The organism is Mycolicibacterium monacense, assembly GCF_010731575.1.
GTDB lineage: Bacteria > Actinomycetota > Actinomycetes > Mycobacteriales > Mycobacteriaceae > Mycobacterium > Mycobacterium monacense.
In genome coordinates, this window is sequence record NZ_AP022617.1 from 3,219,797 (window position 1) to 3,235,832 (window position 16,036).

Annotated in this window: 14 protein-coding genes; 11 read left to right on the plus strand and 3 right to left on the minus strand. The window is 67.8% G+C overall.

What is annotated here, in order from left to right:
- Positions 1–6 precede the first annotated feature (6 nt).
- Genes G6N49_RS15520 through G6N49_RS15560 form a run of 9 tightly spaced genes read left to right on the plus strand, consistent with a single transcriptional unit; the run spans position 7 to position 10,645 of the window.
- Positions 7–756, plus strand: a complete 750-nt coding sequence (locus tag G6N49_RS15520) for an NADH-quinone oxidoreductase subunit J (RefSeq protein ID WP_011558978.1) — start codon at positions 7–9, stop codon at positions 754–756.
- Positions 753–1,052 (plus strand): NADH-quinone oxidoreductase subunit NuoK, encoded by a 300-nt coding sequence (gene nuoK / locus G6N49_RS15525; protein WP_011855160.1) that lies wholly within the window; start codon positions 753–755, stop codon positions 1,050–1,052. The genes G6N49_RS15520 and nuoK overlap by 4 nt, the downstream gene beginning before the upstream one ends.
- Before the next feature lie 34 nt (positions 1,053–1,086).
- Positions 1,087–3,438 (plus strand): nitric-oxide reductase large subunit, encoded by a 2,352-nt coding sequence (locus G6N49_RS15530; protein ID WP_083044700.1) that lies wholly within the window; start codon positions 1,087–1,089, stop codon positions 3,436–3,438.
- Positions 3,435–4,064 carry a hypothetical protein gene (locus tag G6N49_RS15535; protein WP_064876424.1) on the plus strand — a complete coding sequence of 210 codons (630 nt, stop codon included), beginning with the start codon at positions 3,435–3,437 and terminating at the stop codon, positions 4,062–4,064. The genes G6N49_RS15530 and G6N49_RS15535 overlap by 4 nt, the downstream gene beginning before the upstream one ends.
- Positions 4,061–4,816: a slipin family protein gene (locus G6N49_RS15540; RefSeq protein WP_011558974.1), complete on the plus strand. Its 756-nt coding sequence runs from the start codon at positions 4,061–4,063 to the stop codon at positions 4,814–4,816. The genes G6N49_RS15535 and G6N49_RS15540 overlap by 4 nt, the downstream gene beginning before the upstream one ends.
- Positions 4,813–6,741 (plus strand): NADH-quinone oxidoreductase subunit L, encoded by a 1,929-nt coding sequence (nuoL, locus tag G6N49_RS15545; RefSeq protein WP_064915872.1) that lies wholly within the window; start codon positions 4,813–4,815, stop codon positions 6,739–6,741. The genes G6N49_RS15540 and nuoL overlap by 4 nt, the downstream gene beginning before the upstream one ends.
- A complete protein-coding gene (locus tag G6N49_RS15550; RefSeq protein ID WP_011768144.1) occupies positions 6,735–8,291 on the plus strand; it encodes an NADH-quinone oxidoreductase subunit M in 1,557 nt (518 codons plus the stop codon). The genes nuoL and G6N49_RS15550 overlap by 7 nt, the downstream gene beginning before the upstream one ends.
- Positions 8,288–9,862: an NADH-quinone oxidoreductase subunit NuoN gene (nuoN, locus tag G6N49_RS15555; RefSeq protein ID WP_083044635.1), complete on the plus strand. Its 1,575-nt coding sequence runs from the start codon at positions 8,288–8,290 to the stop codon at positions 9,860–9,862. The genes G6N49_RS15550 and nuoN overlap by 4 nt, the downstream gene beginning before the upstream one ends.
- Positions 9,863–9,871: 9 nt before the next feature.
- Positions 9,872–10,645, plus strand: a complete 774-nt coding sequence (locus tag G6N49_RS15560) for an enoyl-CoA hydratase (RefSeq protein WP_011558970.1) — start codon at positions 9,872–9,874, stop codon at positions 10,643–10,645.
- Positions 10,646–10,725: 80 nt separating this feature from the next.
- On the opposite strand, the gene G6N49_RS15565 is transcribed toward G6N49_RS15560, so the two are convergent.
- Together G6N49_RS15565 and G6N49_RS15570 are read right to left on the minus strand one after the other, a co-directional pair.
- Positions 10,726–11,505: an ABC transporter ATP-binding protein gene (locus tag G6N49_RS15565; RefSeq protein WP_083044636.1), complete on the minus strand. Its 780-nt coding sequence runs from the start codon at positions 11,503–11,505 to the stop codon at positions 10,726–10,728.
- A 60-nt stretch (positions 11,506–11,565) separates the two neighbouring features.
- The gene (locus G6N49_RS15570; RefSeq protein WP_011558968.1) at positions 11,566–12,168 is read right to left on the minus strand and encodes a TetR/AcrR family transcriptional regulator; all 603 of its coding nucleotides are present in this window, start codon (positions 12,166–12,168) and stop codon (positions 11,566–11,568) included.
- Positions 12,169–12,212: 44 nt separating this feature from the next.
- Here G6N49_RS15570 and G6N49_RS15575 point away from each other — a divergent pair, with 44 nt between their 5' ends.
- Positions 12,213–13,334 (plus strand): phosphotransferase family protein, encoded by a 1,122-nt coding sequence (locus tag G6N49_RS15575; protein WP_083044637.1) that lies wholly within the window; start codon positions 12,213–12,215, stop codon positions 13,332–13,334.
- The gene (locus G6N49_RS15580) at positions 13,334–14,473 is read left to right on the plus strand and encodes an Rv3169 family protein (protein ID WP_011558966.1); all 1,140 of its coding nucleotides are present in this window, start codon (positions 13,334–13,336) and stop codon (positions 14,471–14,473) included. Before G6N49_RS15575 ends, G6N49_RS15580 begins: the two co-directional genes overlap by 1 nt.
- A gap of 43 nt (positions 14,474–14,516) precedes the next feature.
- On the opposite strand, the gene G6N49_RS15585 is transcribed toward G6N49_RS15580, so the two are convergent.
- Positions 14,517–16,001 carry a flavin-containing monooxygenase gene (locus G6N49_RS15585; RefSeq protein ID WP_011558965.1) on the minus strand — a complete coding sequence of 495 codons (1,485 nt, stop codon included), beginning with the start codon at positions 15,999–16,001 and terminating at the stop codon, positions 14,517–14,519.
- Between the last annotated feature and the right edge of the window lie 35 nt (positions 16,002–16,036).

Below are 16,036 nucleotides of genomic sequence, written 5' to 3' on the forward strand. Positions count from 1 at the left end.
GACGCCATGGTGCTCGCCGCGGACGGTGCGGCACGCACCTCCACCAGCGAGGCGGTCGTGTTCTGGATTCTCGGCGGCATCGCGCTGATCGGGGCGCTCGGTGTGGTCTCCGCGCCGAAGGCGGTGTACTCCGCGATCTTCCTCGCGACGACCATGATCGCGCTGGCCGTGCTCTACATCGCCCAGGAGGCGTTGTTCCTGGGGGTCGTCCAGATCGTGGTCTACACCGGCGCCGTGATGATGCTGTTCCTGTTCGTGCTGATGCTCGTCGGCGTGGACAATTCGGAGTCGCTGGTGGAAACCATTCGGGGACAACGTGTTGCGGCCATCGCGGTCGGCGTCGGTTTCGGGGTGCTGCTGATCGCGGGCATCGGCACCGTCTCGACGAGCGGGTTCACCGGCCTGCCCGACGCCAACAGCAGCGGCAACGTCGAGGGTCTGGCCGCGCTGATCTTCACCCGCTACCTGTGGGCGTTCGAACTCACCGGCGCCCTGCTGATCACCGCGGCACTGGGCGCCATGGTCCTCGCGCACCGGGAGCGCTTCGAACACCGTAAAACCCAGCGCGAGTTGTCCATCGAACGCTTCCAGGACGGTGGTCACGCCACCCCGATGCCCAATCCCGGTGTCTACGCCCGCCACAACGCCGTCGACATGCCCGGTCGGCTTCCGGACGGCAGCGGCGCGAAAACGTCGGTCAGCACGATCCTGCAGCCACGCGAGGTGCCGGAGAACGGAAGGAACGGCGACCGGTGAACCCCGACAACTACCTGTACCTGTCGGCGCTGCTGTTCACCATCGGCGCCGCCGGGGTGTTGTTGCGGCGCAACGTGATCGTGGTCTTCATGTGCGTGGAGTTGATGCTCAACGCGGCGAACCTCGCGTTCGTCGCGTTCTCGCGCATGCACGGCCAACTCGACGGTCAGGTGGTGGCGTTCTTCACGATGGTGGTCGCGGCCTGCGAGGTGGTCATCGGGCTGGCCATCATCATGACCATCTACCGGGCCCGCCGGTCGGCCTCGGTCGACGACGCCAACCTACTCAAACACTGATCAGTTGCCGTTCACACCAGGGGGTATGCGGAACATGGCGATCGACACCTCGGGCACGGTCGGCCGATCGGCCGGCGAGGAGAAGCAACCGGCGATCGGCAAGGGGTGGGTGCAGGCCGTCGCCCTCGTGATGATCTTCGGGTTCTTCATCATGGGCATCCTGGCTTACCGCACCTACACGGCCTCGATGCCCATGCCGGACAGAGTGGTCGACGAATCCGGCCAGGAGTTGTTCACCGGGGCGGACATCACCCGCGGCCAGGAGTTGTTCCAGGCCCGGGGACTGATGCAGTACGGATCCGTACACGGGCACGGCGCCTACCTGGGGCCCGACTACACCGCCGACTATCTTCGCCGCGCCGCCGATGACGTCACCGCACAGTTCGAACGCGCCGGCGAAGCGCAGGTGCAGGACCGGGTGGTCGAGGAGTTCCGGACCAACCGCTTCGACGACCGCACGAAGACGCTCGTCTTCACCGATCGCCAGGCGGCGGCCTTCGACCGAATCCAGCAGCACTACGTCGCACACTTCGGCGCAGACGCCAGGAAGAACGGTCTGTCCCCCGATCTCATCACCGATCCGAAGGAGATCCGCGACCTCACCGCGTTCTTCGCCTGGAGCGCCTGGGCATCCGCAGCGGAGCGGCCGGGGCACAACTACACCTACACCAACAACTGGCCCGCCGAGCCGCGGGTGGACAACGGCCCGACCGCGGATCTGATCGTGTGGTCGGCGCTGTCGCTGATCGCCCTACTCGGCGGAACCGGCATACTGTTCGCGGTCTACGGCCGGTGGAGCCAGAGGATCGGCTGGCACGCCGAGGACGCCCCCGCCATCTCCTATCACCAGCCGGGTGAAGTGACGTTGACGCGATCGCAGCGGGCGACCGTGTGGTTCTTCGCCATCGTGTCGGTGCTCTTCCTCGCGCAGGCGCTGCTCGGCGCGCTCACCGAGCACTACCGGGCGGATCTGTCGTCGTTCTTCGGCCTCGACCTGGCGCGATGGCTGCCCTACAACCTGGCCAGGACATGGCATGTGCAGTTGTCGCTGTTCTGGACCGCGGCAGCGTTTCTGGCCGGGGGCATCTTCCTCACGCCGTTCATCACGCGCCGGGAACCCAGGCGCCAACACTGGTTGGCCTACGGCCTGCTCGGCGCGGTGGCCCTGGTGGTGTTCGGCTCGCTGATCAGCGAGGCCCTGTCGATCTTCGGCGTCATCCCCGAGGGCACCTTGCTGTCCCAGCAGTGGGAGTATCTGGATCTGCCCCGGCTGTGGCAGATCCTGCTGATCGTCGGCCTGTTCCTGTGGATCGCGATCGTCTGGCGCGGACTGCGTTCCAGCTTGAAGACGTCGTCGAAGACGAGCATGCCGTGGATGTTCTTCTTCGCCGGGCTGGCGATCCCGGCGTTCTACGCGGTCGGCCTGCTGGCAGGCAGTGACACCCACTTCTCGGTCGCCGACTTCTGGCGCTTCTGGGTGGTGCACCTGTGGGTCGAGGACTTCCTCGAACTGTTCACCACCGTGATGGTCGCCTACATCTTCGTGCTGCTCGGCGTGGTCCGGCAACGCATCGCGCTCGGGATCATCTTCCTCGACATCATCCTGTACTCGGCCGGCGGCGTCATCGGCACGATGCATCACCTGTACTTCTCCGGAACTCCGGTGGAGCACATGGCCCTCGGCGCGTTCTTCTCCGCGGCCGAGGTGATCCCGCTGACGTTCCTGACGGTCGAGGCGTGGACCTTCCTGCAGTTGGGGTCCCGCCAGCAGACCGGTGACACCAAACCGTTCCCACACCGCTGGTCGGTGATGTTCCTGGTGGCGGTCGGCTTCTGGAACTTCCTGGGCGCCGGGGTGTTCGGCTTCCTCATCAACCTGCCGATCGTGTCGTACTACCAGATCGGTACCGCGCTGACCGCCAATCACGCCCACGGGGCGATGATGGGCGTCTACGGGATGCTGGCCGTCGGCATGGCGATGTTCGCGTTCCGCTACATCATCCCCGCCGACAAATGGCCGGAAAAGCTTGCCCGGCTCAGCTTCTGGTCGTTGAACATCGGGCTGGCCTGGATGGTGTTCGCCACCCTGCTGCCACTGGGGGTGCTGCAGCTCTACCACTCGGTCAACGACGGCTACTTCGAGGCACGGTCGCTGGGCTACATCACCCAGCCCGGCAACGTCCTGCTGGAGTGGATGCGCATGCCCGGCGACATCGTGTTCATCGGCGGCGGCATCCTGCCCCTGCTGTGGATCGCCTGGGTGGCGATCAAGAGCTTCTGGCAGGGCAGGAACACCGCCTACGTCGACGAGCTTCCCGACGAGCCGCTGTACACCGAACTGCCCGCGGCGGCGGGCGCCCGCAACGTCGGAGACACCACACCGTGAGCCCTCCCGACATCGCGACGTGGCTGGTCGCGGGGTACGCACTGGTGCTGGTCCTCGTGGCGTGGGGCTTCGACCTGATGGCCAAGCGGGCCTCACACCGCGCCGCCGGCTGGCGCACCGGCGGATTCGTCTACCACCCGGATCACGACGCGTGGAAGTGTCCGACCGACCAGTGGCTGTGGCCGACGTCCTTCGATCCCAACAACAGGGTCATGCGCTACCGGGCGAAGCCGACCGTCTGCAACAGCTGTCCGGTGAAGGCCGACTGCACGACCTCACCGCACGGCCGCGAGATCAGCCGCCAGGTCGACCCGTGGCCGTTCTCGGAGGCCGGCCGGTTTCACCGCGGAATCGCCTGCGCCATCGCGGGTCTAGCCTTCGTGATGCCGCTCGCGCAGGCCGCCATCACACACAGCACCGCCGATGTGCTCGTGTCGGCCACCACCGGGTTGATCGTGGCGGTGACCTGCCTACCCCTGTTCCGGCACCTGTGGTCGACCCAGGTGATCGCTCCCGAGCACCTGCCTCACCGCACCGCGCACGAGGAGTCCGTGGCCGCCGCGATCGACAAGTACTCCACACGATGGGGAGTCGGACCGTCGAAGAAGGACAGTGGCGCGCGATGACGTGGCTGATTCCCGTGGCAGCAGCGGCGCTCGTCGTCGTCGTGGTGCTGTACCTGTCCCTGAAGGTCATACCCGAATACGAACGCGGCGTGGTGTTTCGCGCCGGCCGCCTCCGGCCGCTCTACGGTCCGGGCGTCAAGTTCCTGATCCCCGTGGTGGACCGACTGATACGGGTCGACCAGCGGGTGGTCACCCTGACCATCCCGCCGCAGGAGGTGATCACCAAGGACAACGTGCCCGCCCGGGTGAACGCCGTCGTCATGTTCCGGGTGACCGATCCGCTGAACGCGATCGTCGCGGTCGAGAACTACTCGGTCGCGACGTCCCAGATCGCGCAGACCACACTGCGGTCGCTGCTCGGCCGGGCCGATCTCGACACCCTCTTGGCCCATCGTGACGACCTCAACCAGGATCTGCGGACCATCATCGAGAAGCAGACTTGCGACTGGGGCGTCGAGGTGTCGGTCGTGGAGATCAAGGACGTCGAGATCCCCGAGTCGATGCAGCGTGCCATGGCGCGCGAAGCCGAGGCCGAACGCGAGCGGAGAGCCAAGGTGATAAACGCCCACGGCGAACTACAGGCTTCCGACGAACTGCGCCAGGCCGCCGAGACGCTCTCGAAGAGCCCGGCATCGCTGCAGTTGCGCTACCTGCAGACCCTGCTCGAGCTCGGCGCCGATCAGAACTCCACGGTGGTGTTCCCGCTACCGGTGGACATCATCACCCCCTTCCTGCGGGGGCTCAAGTCATGAGCCCAGCGGTGTGGCTGCTGATCGCGCTGCCGCTGGCCGGTGCCGTGGTCCTGCTGCTGGCCGGGCGACGGTCGGACCGGTGGGGACACCTGCTGGGCACCGCCGCGGCGGTGGCCTCGTTCGTGGTCGGCGTGGTGCTGTTCGCCGGCATGCTCGGCCGTCCCGCCGAGGACCGGGCCGTCCACGAGACCCTGTTCTCCTGGGTGCCGGTCGGTGACCTGCAGGTCGACTTCGGTCTGCAACTCGACCAGTTGTCGATGTGCTTCGTGCTGTTGATCACCGGGGTCGGCTCGCTGATCCACGTGTACTCGATCGGGTACATGGCACCGGGAGCGCAGCTTGCGGAGCGACCCACAGACACAGGCCCGAGTCGTCGACTTTTTTTCGCCTACCTCAACCTGTTCCTGGCCGCGATGCTGCTGCTCGTCCTAGCCGACAACTACCTCGGGCTCTACGTGGGCTGGGAGGGTGTCGGCCTGGCGTCGTACCTGCTGATCGGCTTCTGGTCGTACAAACCGTCGGCGGCCACCGCGGCGAAGAAGGCCTTCGTCGTCAACCGCGTCGGCGACATGGGTCTGGCTATCGCGCTGATGATCATGTTCGCCACCGTCGGATCGGTGTCGTTCGCCGGGGTGTTCGGCGCCGCACCGCAACTCGGCGAGGGCACGCTCACCGCGATCGGGCTGCTGCTGCTGCTCGGCGCGTGCGGTAAATCCGCGCAGGTACCGCTGCAGTCCTGGCTGGGTGACGCGATGGAGGGCCCGACACCGGTGTCGGCGCTCATCCACGCGGCCACGATGGTCACCGCGGGCGTGTACCTGATCGTGCGCTCCGGCCCGGTCTTCGACCTGGCGCCGACCGCGCAGCTGGCCGTCGTCATCGTCGGCACCGTCACGCTGCTGTTCGGCGCGATCATCGGCTGCGCCAAGGACGACATCAAGAAGGCACTGGCGGCATCGACCATGAGCCAGATCGGTTACATGGTGCTGGCCGCCGGGCTCGGCCCGGCCGGGTACGCGTTCGCGATCATGCATCTGCTGACCCACGGGTTCTTCAAGGCCGGCTTGTTCCTCGGGGCCGGATCGGTCATGCACGCCATGGACGACGAGGTGAACATGCGCCGCTACGGCGGCCTGCGCAAGGCGCTGCCGATCACGTTCGCCACCTTCGGGCTCGGCTACCTCGCGATCATCGGGGTGCCGCCGCTGGCCGGGTTCTTCTCCAAGGACGGCATCATCGAGGCCGCGCTCGGCGCCGGTGGCGTCAAGGGCTGGATCCTCGGCGGTGCGGCGATCCTCGGCGCCGGGATCACCGCGTTCTACATGACGAGGGTGATGTTGATGACGTTCTTCGGTGAGAAGCGTTGGGCTGCAGTGGGAGATGGGCCCGAGGTACATCCACACGAGGCGCCTGCCGTCATGACCGTGCCGATGATCGTGCTGGCCGTCGGATCGGTGGCCTCGGGCGGGCTGCTGGCGATCGGCGGCGCGCTGTCGCACTGGCTCGAACCCGTGGTCGGCACCCACGAGGAGACGCACGCGGTGCCCGTCGTCGTGGCCACCATCGTCATCCTGTCGGTCGTCGCCGTCGGTATCGCGGTCGCCTACCGCATGTACGCGACCCGCGAGGTGCCCGCCGAGGTTCCGGTGGGGTCGGCGCTGACCGTCGCCGCGCGCCGCGACCTCTACGGCGATGCGCTCAACGAGGCCGTATTCATGCGGCCCGGCCAGGCAGTGACGGCGGGCATGGTCAGCGTCGACGACCGGGCGATCGACGGCGCCGCGACCGGCCTCGCCACGCTGGTGGCCCGCGCATCGAACGGATTGCGCGGTCTGCAAACCGGATTCGCCCGGTCCTACGCGCTGGGCATGCTCGGCGGCGCGGCGCTCGTGGTGGCGGCGATCCTGGCGGTGAACCTGTGGTGATTCCCTGGCTGAGCGTGCTGTGGGCGGCGCCGATCGTCGGCGCCGGTGTGGTGATGTTGGTGCCCCGTCGCACTCTGGCGAAGTGGGTGGCGCTGGCGGTGTCGTTGGTCGCGCTGGCGGTCACCGCGGTCGTCGCGGTCGGCTTCGACCCCGGCGGCGAGCAGTACCAGTTCGTCGAATCCCGCCAATGGATACCGTCGTTCGGCACGGGCTACATCCTCGGTGTCGACGGTATCGCCCTGGCGCTGATCGTGTTGACCGCGGTGCTGGTGCCGTTGCTGATCGTCGCCGGGTGGAACGACGCCGACCGCGCACCGCAACGCCGGTCCGTGCACACCTACCTCGCGCTGACACTGGCCGTCGAGGGCATGGTGTTCATGTCGCTGGTCGCCCTCGACGTGCTGCTGTTCTACGTGTTCTTCGAGGCCATGCTGATCCCGATGTACTTCCTCATCGGTGGCTTCGGCGCCGACCGGGCGGCATCGTCCAAGGCGGCGGTAAAGTTCCTGCTGTACAACCTGTTCGGCGGTCTGATCATGTTGGCGGCGGTGATCGGTCTGTACGTGACCACGGCGGCCAGCGACGCATTCGAGGGGGGCACCTTCGACTTCCGGGCCATCGTCGCGGCCGTCGCCGCCGGCGACTTCGCGGTGAACCCCGCGGTCCTCAACTTGATGTTCCTCGGTTTCATGTTCGCGTTCGCGGTGAAGGCGCCGCTGTGGCCGCTGCACCGCTGGTTGCCCGACGCCGCGGTCGAGGCCACCCCCGCGAGCGCGGTGCTGATGATGGCGGTGATGGACAAGGTCGGCACGTTCGGCATGCTGCGCTACTGCCTGCAGTTGTTCCCCGACGCCGCAACGCTGTTCCGTCCGCTGATCATCACGCTCGCGGTGGTCGGCATCGTCTACGGGGCGGTGGTCGCCATCGGCCAGACCGACGTGATGCGGTTGATCGCCTACACGTCGATCTCGCATTTCGGTTTCATCATCCTCGGCATCTTCGTCATGACGAGTCAGGGGCAGTCCGGCTCGGCGCTGTACATGGTCAACCACGGCATCTCGACCGCGGCACTGTTCCTGATCGCGGGTTTCCTGGTGTCGCAGCGCGGTTCGCGCCTCATCGCCTCCTACGGCGGCGTGCAGAAGGTGGCGCCGGTACTGGCCGGCACCTTCCTCGTCGCGGGTCTGGCGACGTTGTCGCTACCCGGGCTGGCCCCGTTCATCAGCGAATTCCTGGTGCTCATCGGCACCTTCACCCGCTACCCGGTGCTGGCGGTGGTGGCGGCCACCGCGCTGGTGCTCTCCGCGATCTACGTGCTGTGGATGTACCAGCGGATGATGACGGGTCCGGTGCGCGACGGCAACGAACGGCTGCGTGACCTGGTGCCGCGGGAGCTCGCGGTCGTGACCCCGCTGATCGCGCTTCTGTTGGTGTTGGGTGTGTATCCGAAACCCGCACTCGACGTGATCGACCCGGCGGTCGGCCACACGCTGACGACCATCAACCAGCCGGACCCGACGCCGAAGGTCGCAGAGGGGGCCGCCCGGTGATTCCCACTCCTACCGTCGAATACGGTCTGATCTCGCCCATGCTGATCGTGGTGGGCGCCGCGATCGCCGGTGTGCTCGTCGAGGCGTTCCTGCCCAGGCGCAGCCGTTACGCGGCACAGCTCACGCTCGCGCTCGGCGCCACGGTCGCCGCACTCGCGGCCGTCGTCGTGGTGAGCCGGCAGATGTCCGGGGAGATCGGCCGGTCCGCCGTGATGGGATCGGTGGTGGTCGACCGGCCCGCGCTGTTCCTGCAGGGCACCATCCTGCTCGTCGCCGTCCTCGGGATCCTGCTCATCGCGGAACGGCAGATCCCCGCCGGCACTGAAACCGAGGATGCCGCAGCGGGACTCGACGCGTTCACCCCGCAGGCCTCGGCGGTGCCCGGCAGCGTCGCCGAGCGGGTGGCCACCCGGGCCGGGGTGGCGCAGACCGAGGTGTTCCCGCTGACCATGTTCGCCGTCGCGGGCATGCTGCTGTTCCCCGCCTCCGACGACCTGCTGACCATGTTCATCGCGCTCGAGGTGCTCTCGCTGCCGCTGTACCTGCTGTGCGGGCTGGCCCGGCGGCGGCGCCTGCTCTCCCAGGAGGCCGCGCTCAAGTACTTCCTGCTCGGCGCGTTCTCCTCGGCGTTCTTCCTCTACGGCGCCGCGATGTTGTACGGCTATGCGGGAACGCTCGACCTGCGCGGAATCGCCGCCGTCGTGGCCGAGGACACCGGTACGACGTCGCTCGCGCTGACCGGCACCGGCCTGATCCTGGTCGGGGTGTTGTTCAAGGTGGGCGCGGCGCCGTTCCACTCCTGGATCCCCGACGTGTACCAGGGGGCCCCGACCCCGGTCACCGCGTTCATGGCGGCCGCCACCAAGATCGCCGCGTTCGGCGCGCTGCTGCGGATCTTCTACGTGGCCCTGCCCGAGCTGCGCGACGACTGGCGCCCGGTGCTGTGGGCGGTCGCGATCCTGACCATGGTCGTCGGCACCGTGACCGCTGTGACCCAGACCGATGTGAAGCGGATGCTCGCCTACTCGGCGATCGCCCACTCGGGGTTCATCCTCACCGGCGTGATCGCCGAGAACCGCCCGGGTCTGTCGTCGGTGCTGTTCTATCTGTTCGCCTACGGGTTCTCCACGCTCGGGGCATTCGCCGTGGTCGGCCTGGTGCGCGACGCCAACGGGCAGGAGGATACGGCGATGGCCCGCTGGGCGGGCCTCGGCCGGCGCAATCCCCTTGTCGGGGCGGTGTTCTCGTTGTTCCTGCTCGCGTTCGCGGGGATCCCGCTGACCAGCGGCTTCGTCAGCAAGTTCGCGGTGTTCAAGGCGGCGGGCCAGGGCGGTGCGATACCGCTGGTGGTGGTCGGCGTGATCGCCAGCGCGATCGCGGCCTACTTCTACGTGCGGGTGATCGTGTTGATGTTCTTCACCGATCCGCCCGCCGACGCACCGACGGTCGTGGTGCCCAGCGGGCTGACCACCGCGGCCATCACGGTGACCGCCGCGGTGACGCTCGCCCTCGGGGCGCTGCCGCAGCCACTGCTCGACCTCGCGAACAACGCCGACCTGTTCCTGCGTTAGCTTGCGTATATGACCTCCCTCGTCCAGGTGGCCGACGTCGACCACGTCCGCCTGCTCACCATGAACCGGCCCGAGGCGCGAAATGCGCTCAGCCGCGACCTTATTCGGGCGCTGTACGCGTCGCTGTCCGAGGCCGACGACGACGCGTCGGTGCACGTCGTGGTGCTCACCGGCGCAGACCCCGCGTTCTGCGCAGGGGTGGACCTCAAGGAGGCCGCCCGCGAGGGCACGGAGTACTTCGCCGAGTTCCAATCGCAGAGCTGCATCACCCGGGTCGCCGAGATGCGGACACCGGTCATCGGGGCGGTCAATGGGGCGGTGTTCACCGGCGGGCTGGAGATGGCGCTGGGCTGCGACTTCCTCATCGCATCGCACCGTGCGGTGTTCGCCGACACCCACGCCCGCGTCGGCATCCTGCCCGGCGGCGGGATGACGGCGCGGCTGCCACAGGTGGTCGGTGCCGCGATGGCGCGACGGCTGTCGATGACCGGTGAGGTCGTCGATGCCGAGCGGGCCGAGCGGATCGGGCTGGTGACCGAGGTGGTGCCGCACGAGCGGCTGCTCGATCGCGCCATCGAATTGGCCGCCCAGATCGCCGAGGTGCCCGCGGCGACCATGGCCGGACTCAAGGAGATCTACACGCGCGGCGCCGACGCCGTCATCTCCCCCGCCCTGGCCGCAGAGCAGGACATCGCGGGATCGCAGGCCCGCGACTTCGCCGGCCTGTCCACCCGGTTCGACGACGTGACCGCCCGCAACCGCGCTCAGATCGCGACCGACTGACGCCGACCCAGCCCGATTGTGCGGTTTCATCCGCGACACGCCGCATGTGGCGGATCAATCCGCACACTCGACGGCTGACGCTACACCGCTTGGGCGAACCAGCGTCCGTTGCTGCGCGCGAGGGCGATCGGGTGGTCGAAGCAGGCGCTGATCGCCTCGGAGGTCAACACGTCGGCCGCCTCGCCCTGGGCGATGATTCGGCCGTCGCGCAGCAGCAGCGCATGTGAGGTCGTGGCGGGGATCTCCTCGATGTGGTGGGTGACGAGCACCGTCGCCAACTGCGGATCCGAGTGCCGCAACCCGTCCATGGCGGCCAGGAGTTGTTCGCGCGCAGCCAGATCCAGGCCGGTGGCCGGCTCATCGAGGATCAACAGATGCGGTTCGCCGATCAGCGCGCGGGCGATCAGGGTGCGGCCGCGCTCACCCTGCGACATCACCTGCCACTGCGACTCGGCGCGGTCGGCCAACCCGAGGGAGCCGATCAGCTCGTCGGCACGCCGGATCTGTCCGCTTGTCGGTGACCATCGGGGCACGAAATCCGGGGTGTTCGTCAGACCGGTCAGCACCACCTCCCGGGCCGTCAGCGGTGCGTCGACCCGGTGACGCGGGTTGACGTGGCCGATGTGCGTGCGGAGTTCCCGCATGTCCACCCGGCCCAGGCGGTGGCCCAGCACGTCGACCGTCCCGCTCGTGGGGTGGGCGACGGCACCGAACAGACTCAGCAGCGTGCTCTTGCCGGCACCGTTGGGACCGAGCACGACCCAGCTCTGGCCGGCCTCGATGGTCACCGAGACGTCGGCGAGCAGGTGACGGCCTCCGCGGACGAAGCCGATGTCCTCGACGCGCAGCACCGCCGTCATGACCTCGCCTCCACCAGTGCGGTGTGCCGGTCACCGGGGAACGATTGCAGCGTCACCCCGCTATGCCATCACACCCCGGGTGACGATGGCCGCGGTCTGGTCGACCCACGCCTCGTCGAGGTCGCTGCCGGGCAGCAGGAGCAGCCGCAACATGGTGGCGCCGCCGATGACTTCGATCAGCCGGTCCGGTTCGATGTCGCCGTGGACCTCCCCCCGGGTGATCGCGTCCTCGAGGCGGACGCGCACGGCGGCGAACAAGTCGGTGAACCGCGCCATCACCCGCGTGTTGAGATCGGCGTCGTCGGCCACGTCGGCGATCAGTCCCGGCAAGGCGGCCCGCACCACCGGGCTGGTGAAGACGTCGCGGGCGGCGCCGATCATCGCCCGCACGTCGGCCGCGATGTCGCCGGCGGGGGTGTCGAGTGCCGTCGGCGCGGCGGGGAACGCCGCCTCGTGCACCAGTTCGGCCTTGCTCGACCAACGGCGGTAGAGCGCCGTCTTCGTGGTGCCCGCCCGTTCCGCCACCGCGGCCATGGTCAGATTCGAATAACCGATTTCCACAAGCAGATCCGCGGTGGCCCGCAGTATGGCAGCGTCGATACGCGGATCGCGGGGACGTCCGGCGGTCTGGACCTTGTCAACGACAGACGGGTCTGCTTTCATAACGCTACTCACGGTATCGTAATTGCCGGCAGAAGGAAGAACGCATGCCACACGAACCGGCTGTCGAAGACGTCAGCCGCCTGCAGCGCGCCAGTCGTGACGTCACCACTCTGCCCGGCATCATGTCGCGGTGGCTGGCCACCAGGCTGCCCGACGGACAGGCGCCCGAGGTGCTCGTCGAGAGCGGTGTCGACGCGAACGGAATGTCCTCGGAGACCATCATTCTCACGGTCCGCTCGGACGCCGGCGAGCAGCGGTTGGTCGCCCGGGTCGCCCCCGCCGCCGAAGATGTGCCGGTGTTCTCGGACTACCGGCTGGACCACCAGTTCGAGGTCATCCGGCTGGTCGGCGAGAAGACCGACGTGCCGGTACCGCGGGTGCGCTGGCTCGAACCCACCGGCGAGGTGCTCGGCACCCCGTTCTTCCTGATGGACCACGTCGACGGCGTCGTCCCGCCCGATGTCATGCCGTACACGTTCGGCGGCAACTGGTTCTACGACGCACCCGTCGAGCGTCAGCGCGAACTGCAGGACAGCACCGTCGAGGTGCTGACGAAGTTGCACTCGATTCCCGACCCGCAGACCACCTTCGGCTTCCTCGCCACCGGACCCGGCGACAACGCGCTGACGCGAAACCTGAACTGGCTCAAGGCATGGTATGAGTTCGCGGTGCCCGACATCGGGCGGTCGTCACTGATCGAGGACGCGCTGGGCTGGCTCGACGCGCACTGGCCTGCGGACGTCGCGGCCGGCGACCCGGTCCTGGTGTGGGGCGACGCGCGGGTCGGCAACGTGCTCTACCGGGATTTCCGTCCCGTCGCGGTGCTGGACTGGGAGATGGCGACCCTCGGACCGCGCGAGATGGATGTCGCGTGGATGATCTTCGCGCACATGGTGTTCCAGGAGCTGACCGGTCTGGCGGGGCTCGACGGGATGCCGCATTTCATGCGCGAGGAGGACGTGAAGGCCACCTACGCCGAGCGCACCGGCGTCCAGTTGGGCGATCTGCACTGGTTCTACGTGTATTCGGCGGTGATCTGGGCGTGCGTGTTCATGCGCACCAGCGCCCGGCGGGTGCATTTCGGCGAGATCGAACCGCCGACGGACGTGGAATCGCTGTTCTACCACGGCGCCCTGCTGCGCCGCCTCATCGGAGAGGACTCGTGATGCTCGGACCCATGGACGAATTCCCGGTGCACCAGATCCCGCAGCCCATCGCGTGGCCGGGGTCCTCGGACCGGAACTTCTACGACCGCTCGTACTTCAACGCCCACGACCGCAGCGGCGACATCTTCCTCATCACCGGCATCGGGTACTACCCGAACCTCGGGGTCAAGGATGCGTTCGTGCTGGTGTCCCGGCGCGGCGGCGGCGAGAAGGGGTTGCTCGGCGACACCCACACCGCCGTGCACCTGTCCGACGGCATCGACCAGGACCGGTTGAACCAGCACGTCGGCAACTACCGCGTGGAGGTCAGCGAACCGCTGCGCAAACTACGCATCGTGATGGACGAAACCGAGGGTGTCGCAGTCGATCTCACCTGGGAGGGGCTCTTCGACGTCGTCCAGGAGCAACCGCACGTCATGCGGACCGGCAACCGGGTCACGCTGGACGCGCAGCGGTTCGCCCAGGTCGGCGCCTGGAGCGGACGGATCCTGCTCGACGGTCAGGAGATCGCCGTCGACCCGCAGACCTGGATCGGCACCCGCGACCGCTCGTGGGGGATCCGGCCGATCGGTGAGGCCGAACCCGCCGGGCGTCCGGCCGATCCACCGTTCGAGGGCATGTGGTGGCTCTACGTCCCGATGGCATTCGACGACTTCGCGATCGTGCTCATCATCCAGGAGGACCCCACCGGGTTCCGCTCGCTCAACGACTGCACCCGGGTGTGGCGCGACGGCCGCGTCGAACAGCTGGGGTGGCCGCGGGTGAGGATCCACTACACGTCGGGGACCCGAATCCCCTACGGCGCCACCATCGAAGCCACGGCCGGGGACGGTTCACCGGTGGTGTTCGAGGTGGAGTCCAAGCTGCCGGTGCCCATCCACATCGGCGGCGGCTACGGCGGGGATTCCGACTGGCTGCACGGGGTGTGGAAGGGCGAGAAGTTCACCGAGCGGCGCGATTACGACCTGAGCGACCCGTCGGTGTCCGGACGCGCGATGTTCGGCGTCATCGACCATGTCGGCCGGGCGACCTGTTCGGTGGACGGCCGCACCGTCGAGGGCTGGGGGCTGTTCGAACACGGCGCGCTCGGTCGCCACGACCCGTCCGGATTCGCCGACTGGCTCACGCTCGCCCCGTAGCAGCGGCGATTTGGGCGTGGCTGGTCGCGCTCAGCGCGACCAGCTACGCCGAAATCACCCGCTCTGAGGCCGGGACGCGGCCGAACACCATCGACTCCTCGATCCGGTCGAACCGGTGGTCGATGGCGTCGAGGACGTAGTTGTGCCGCACGTTCCACGGCCGCTGGGTGCCCGATTTCGGCAGGGCGTGCGGCGCCCGCTGGACGTAGCCGGCGTTGATGTTCCACGCCGGCTTCTCCGCCATGGGTTTGTCGCCGAGGTGCGGATAGGCGTGCGTGTAACCGTGTTCGTCCATGAACGCGATCAGTCGGGCGAAGGCCCGCGCGGTCAGGTCCGCGCGCAGCGTCCACGACGCGTTGATGTAGCCCACGCACCACGCCAGGTTCGGCACGTCCTCGAGCATGTGCTCCTTGAACACGAACCGGTCCTGGGGTTTGATCTCCGCACCGTCGATGCTCAGCGCGATGCCGCCGAGTGCCTGCAGCTGCAGTCCGGTGGCGGTCACGATGATGTCGGCGTCGATGCGCTCACCCGAACGCAGGACGACGCCCTTCTCGTCGAACGTGTCGATGTGGTCGGTGACCACCTCGGCCCGGCCGTCGGCGATCGCCGAGTACAGGTCGTCGTCGAGGCTCAGGCACATCCGCTGATCCCACGGGTCGTACCGCGGGTTGAAGTGCACGTCGACCGGATAGCCGTCGGGCAGCGTCTTGGCGGCCTGATTGCGGATGAACCGTCGCACCAGGCGTGGCGCCTTCCGCGACAGCGCGTAGGTGGAGACGATGAACGCGAGGTTGTACAGCCGTACGAGGTGGAAGGCGATCCGCGCCGGGAAGACCTTGCGGATGGCCTGCACCACCGGGTTGATCCGCGGTGAGGACAGCACATACGTCGGTGAGCGCTGCAACATCGTGACGTGGCCGGCCTGCCGGGCCAGCGCGGGGACCATGCTGATCGCGGTGGCGCCGCTGCCGATCACCACGACGTTCTTACCCGTGTAGTCGAGGGATTCGGGCCAGTGCTGCGGATGGACCACCTCGCCGGCGAAGTTGTCGAGGCCCGGGAACTCGGGCCGGTAGGGCTCGTCGTAGTTGTAGTAGCCGGTGCCGAAGAACAGGAACCGGCTGCGGTAGGTGCGCGGCTGCCCGTCCTGCTGGGTGTGCACGGTCCAGGTGTCGGTGGCCGAATCCCAGTCCGCCGACAACACGTGGGTGTCGAACCGGATGTGGGAGTCGATGCCGTGCTTGTGGGCGGTCTGGGTCAGGTATTCGCGGATGTCGTCACCGTCGGCGACGTTCTCCGGCCTGGTCCACCGCTCGAACGGGAAGCTCAGCGTGAAGATGTCGCTGTCCGAGCGGATGCCCGGGTAGCGGAACAGGTCCCAGGTGCCACCGATGCGCCCCCGGCGCTCGAGGATCGTGTACGTCAGCCGCGGGTTCCTCTCCTGCAGGCGGTAGGCCGCGCCTATCCCCGAGATGCCTGCACCGATGATCAGGACATCGGTCTGATCAGCATCGACGCCGCTCATGGAACCTCCATTGGTCCGCTTACGTACCGACCCCC

What these genes read in the sequence shown, in the direction of transcription:
- G6N49_RS15540 (WP_011558974.1), top strand. Translation starts at nt 4,061, where the DNA reads ATGACGTGGCTGATTCCCGTGGCAGCAGCGGCGCTCGTCGTCGTCGTG.
- G6N49_RS15560 (WP_011558970.1), top strand. Translation starts at nt 9,872, where the DNA reads ATGACCTCCCTCGTCCAGGTGGCCGACGTCGACCACGTCCGCCTGCTC.
- G6N49_RS15585 (WP_011558965.1), bottom strand. Translation starts at nt 16,001, where the DNA reads ATGAGCGGCGTCGATGCTGATCAGACCGATGTCCTGATCATCGGTGCA.
- G6N49_RS15530 (WP_083044700.1), top strand. Translation starts at nt 1,087, where the DNA reads ATGGCGATCGACACCTCGGGCACGGTCGGCCGATCGGCCGGCGAGGAG.
- G6N49_RS15565 (WP_083044636.1), bottom strand. Translation starts at nt 11,505, where the DNA reads ATGACGGCGGTGCTGCGCGTCGAGGACATCGGCTTCGTCCGCGGAGGC.
- G6N49_RS15575 (WP_083044637.1), top strand. Translation starts at nt 12,213, where the DNA reads ATGCCACACGAACCGGCTGTCGAAGACGTCAGCCGCCTGCAGCGCGCC.
- G6N49_RS15570 (WP_011558968.1), bottom strand. Translation starts at nt 12,168, where the DNA reads ATGAAAGCAGACCCGTCTGTCGTTGACAAGGTCCAGACCGCCGGACGT.
- G6N49_RS15520 (WP_011558978.1), top strand. Translation starts at nt 7, where the DNA reads ATGGTGCTCGCCGCGGACGGTGCGGCACGCACCTCCACCAGCGAGGCG.
- nuoL (WP_064915872.1), top strand. Translation starts at nt 4,813, where the DNA reads ATGAGCCCAGCGGTGTGGCTGCTGATCGCGCTGCCGCTGGCCGGTGCC.
- G6N49_RS15580 (WP_011558966.1), top strand. Translation starts at nt 13,334, where the DNA reads ATGCTCGGACCCATGGACGAATTCCCGGTGCACCAGATCCCGCAGCCC.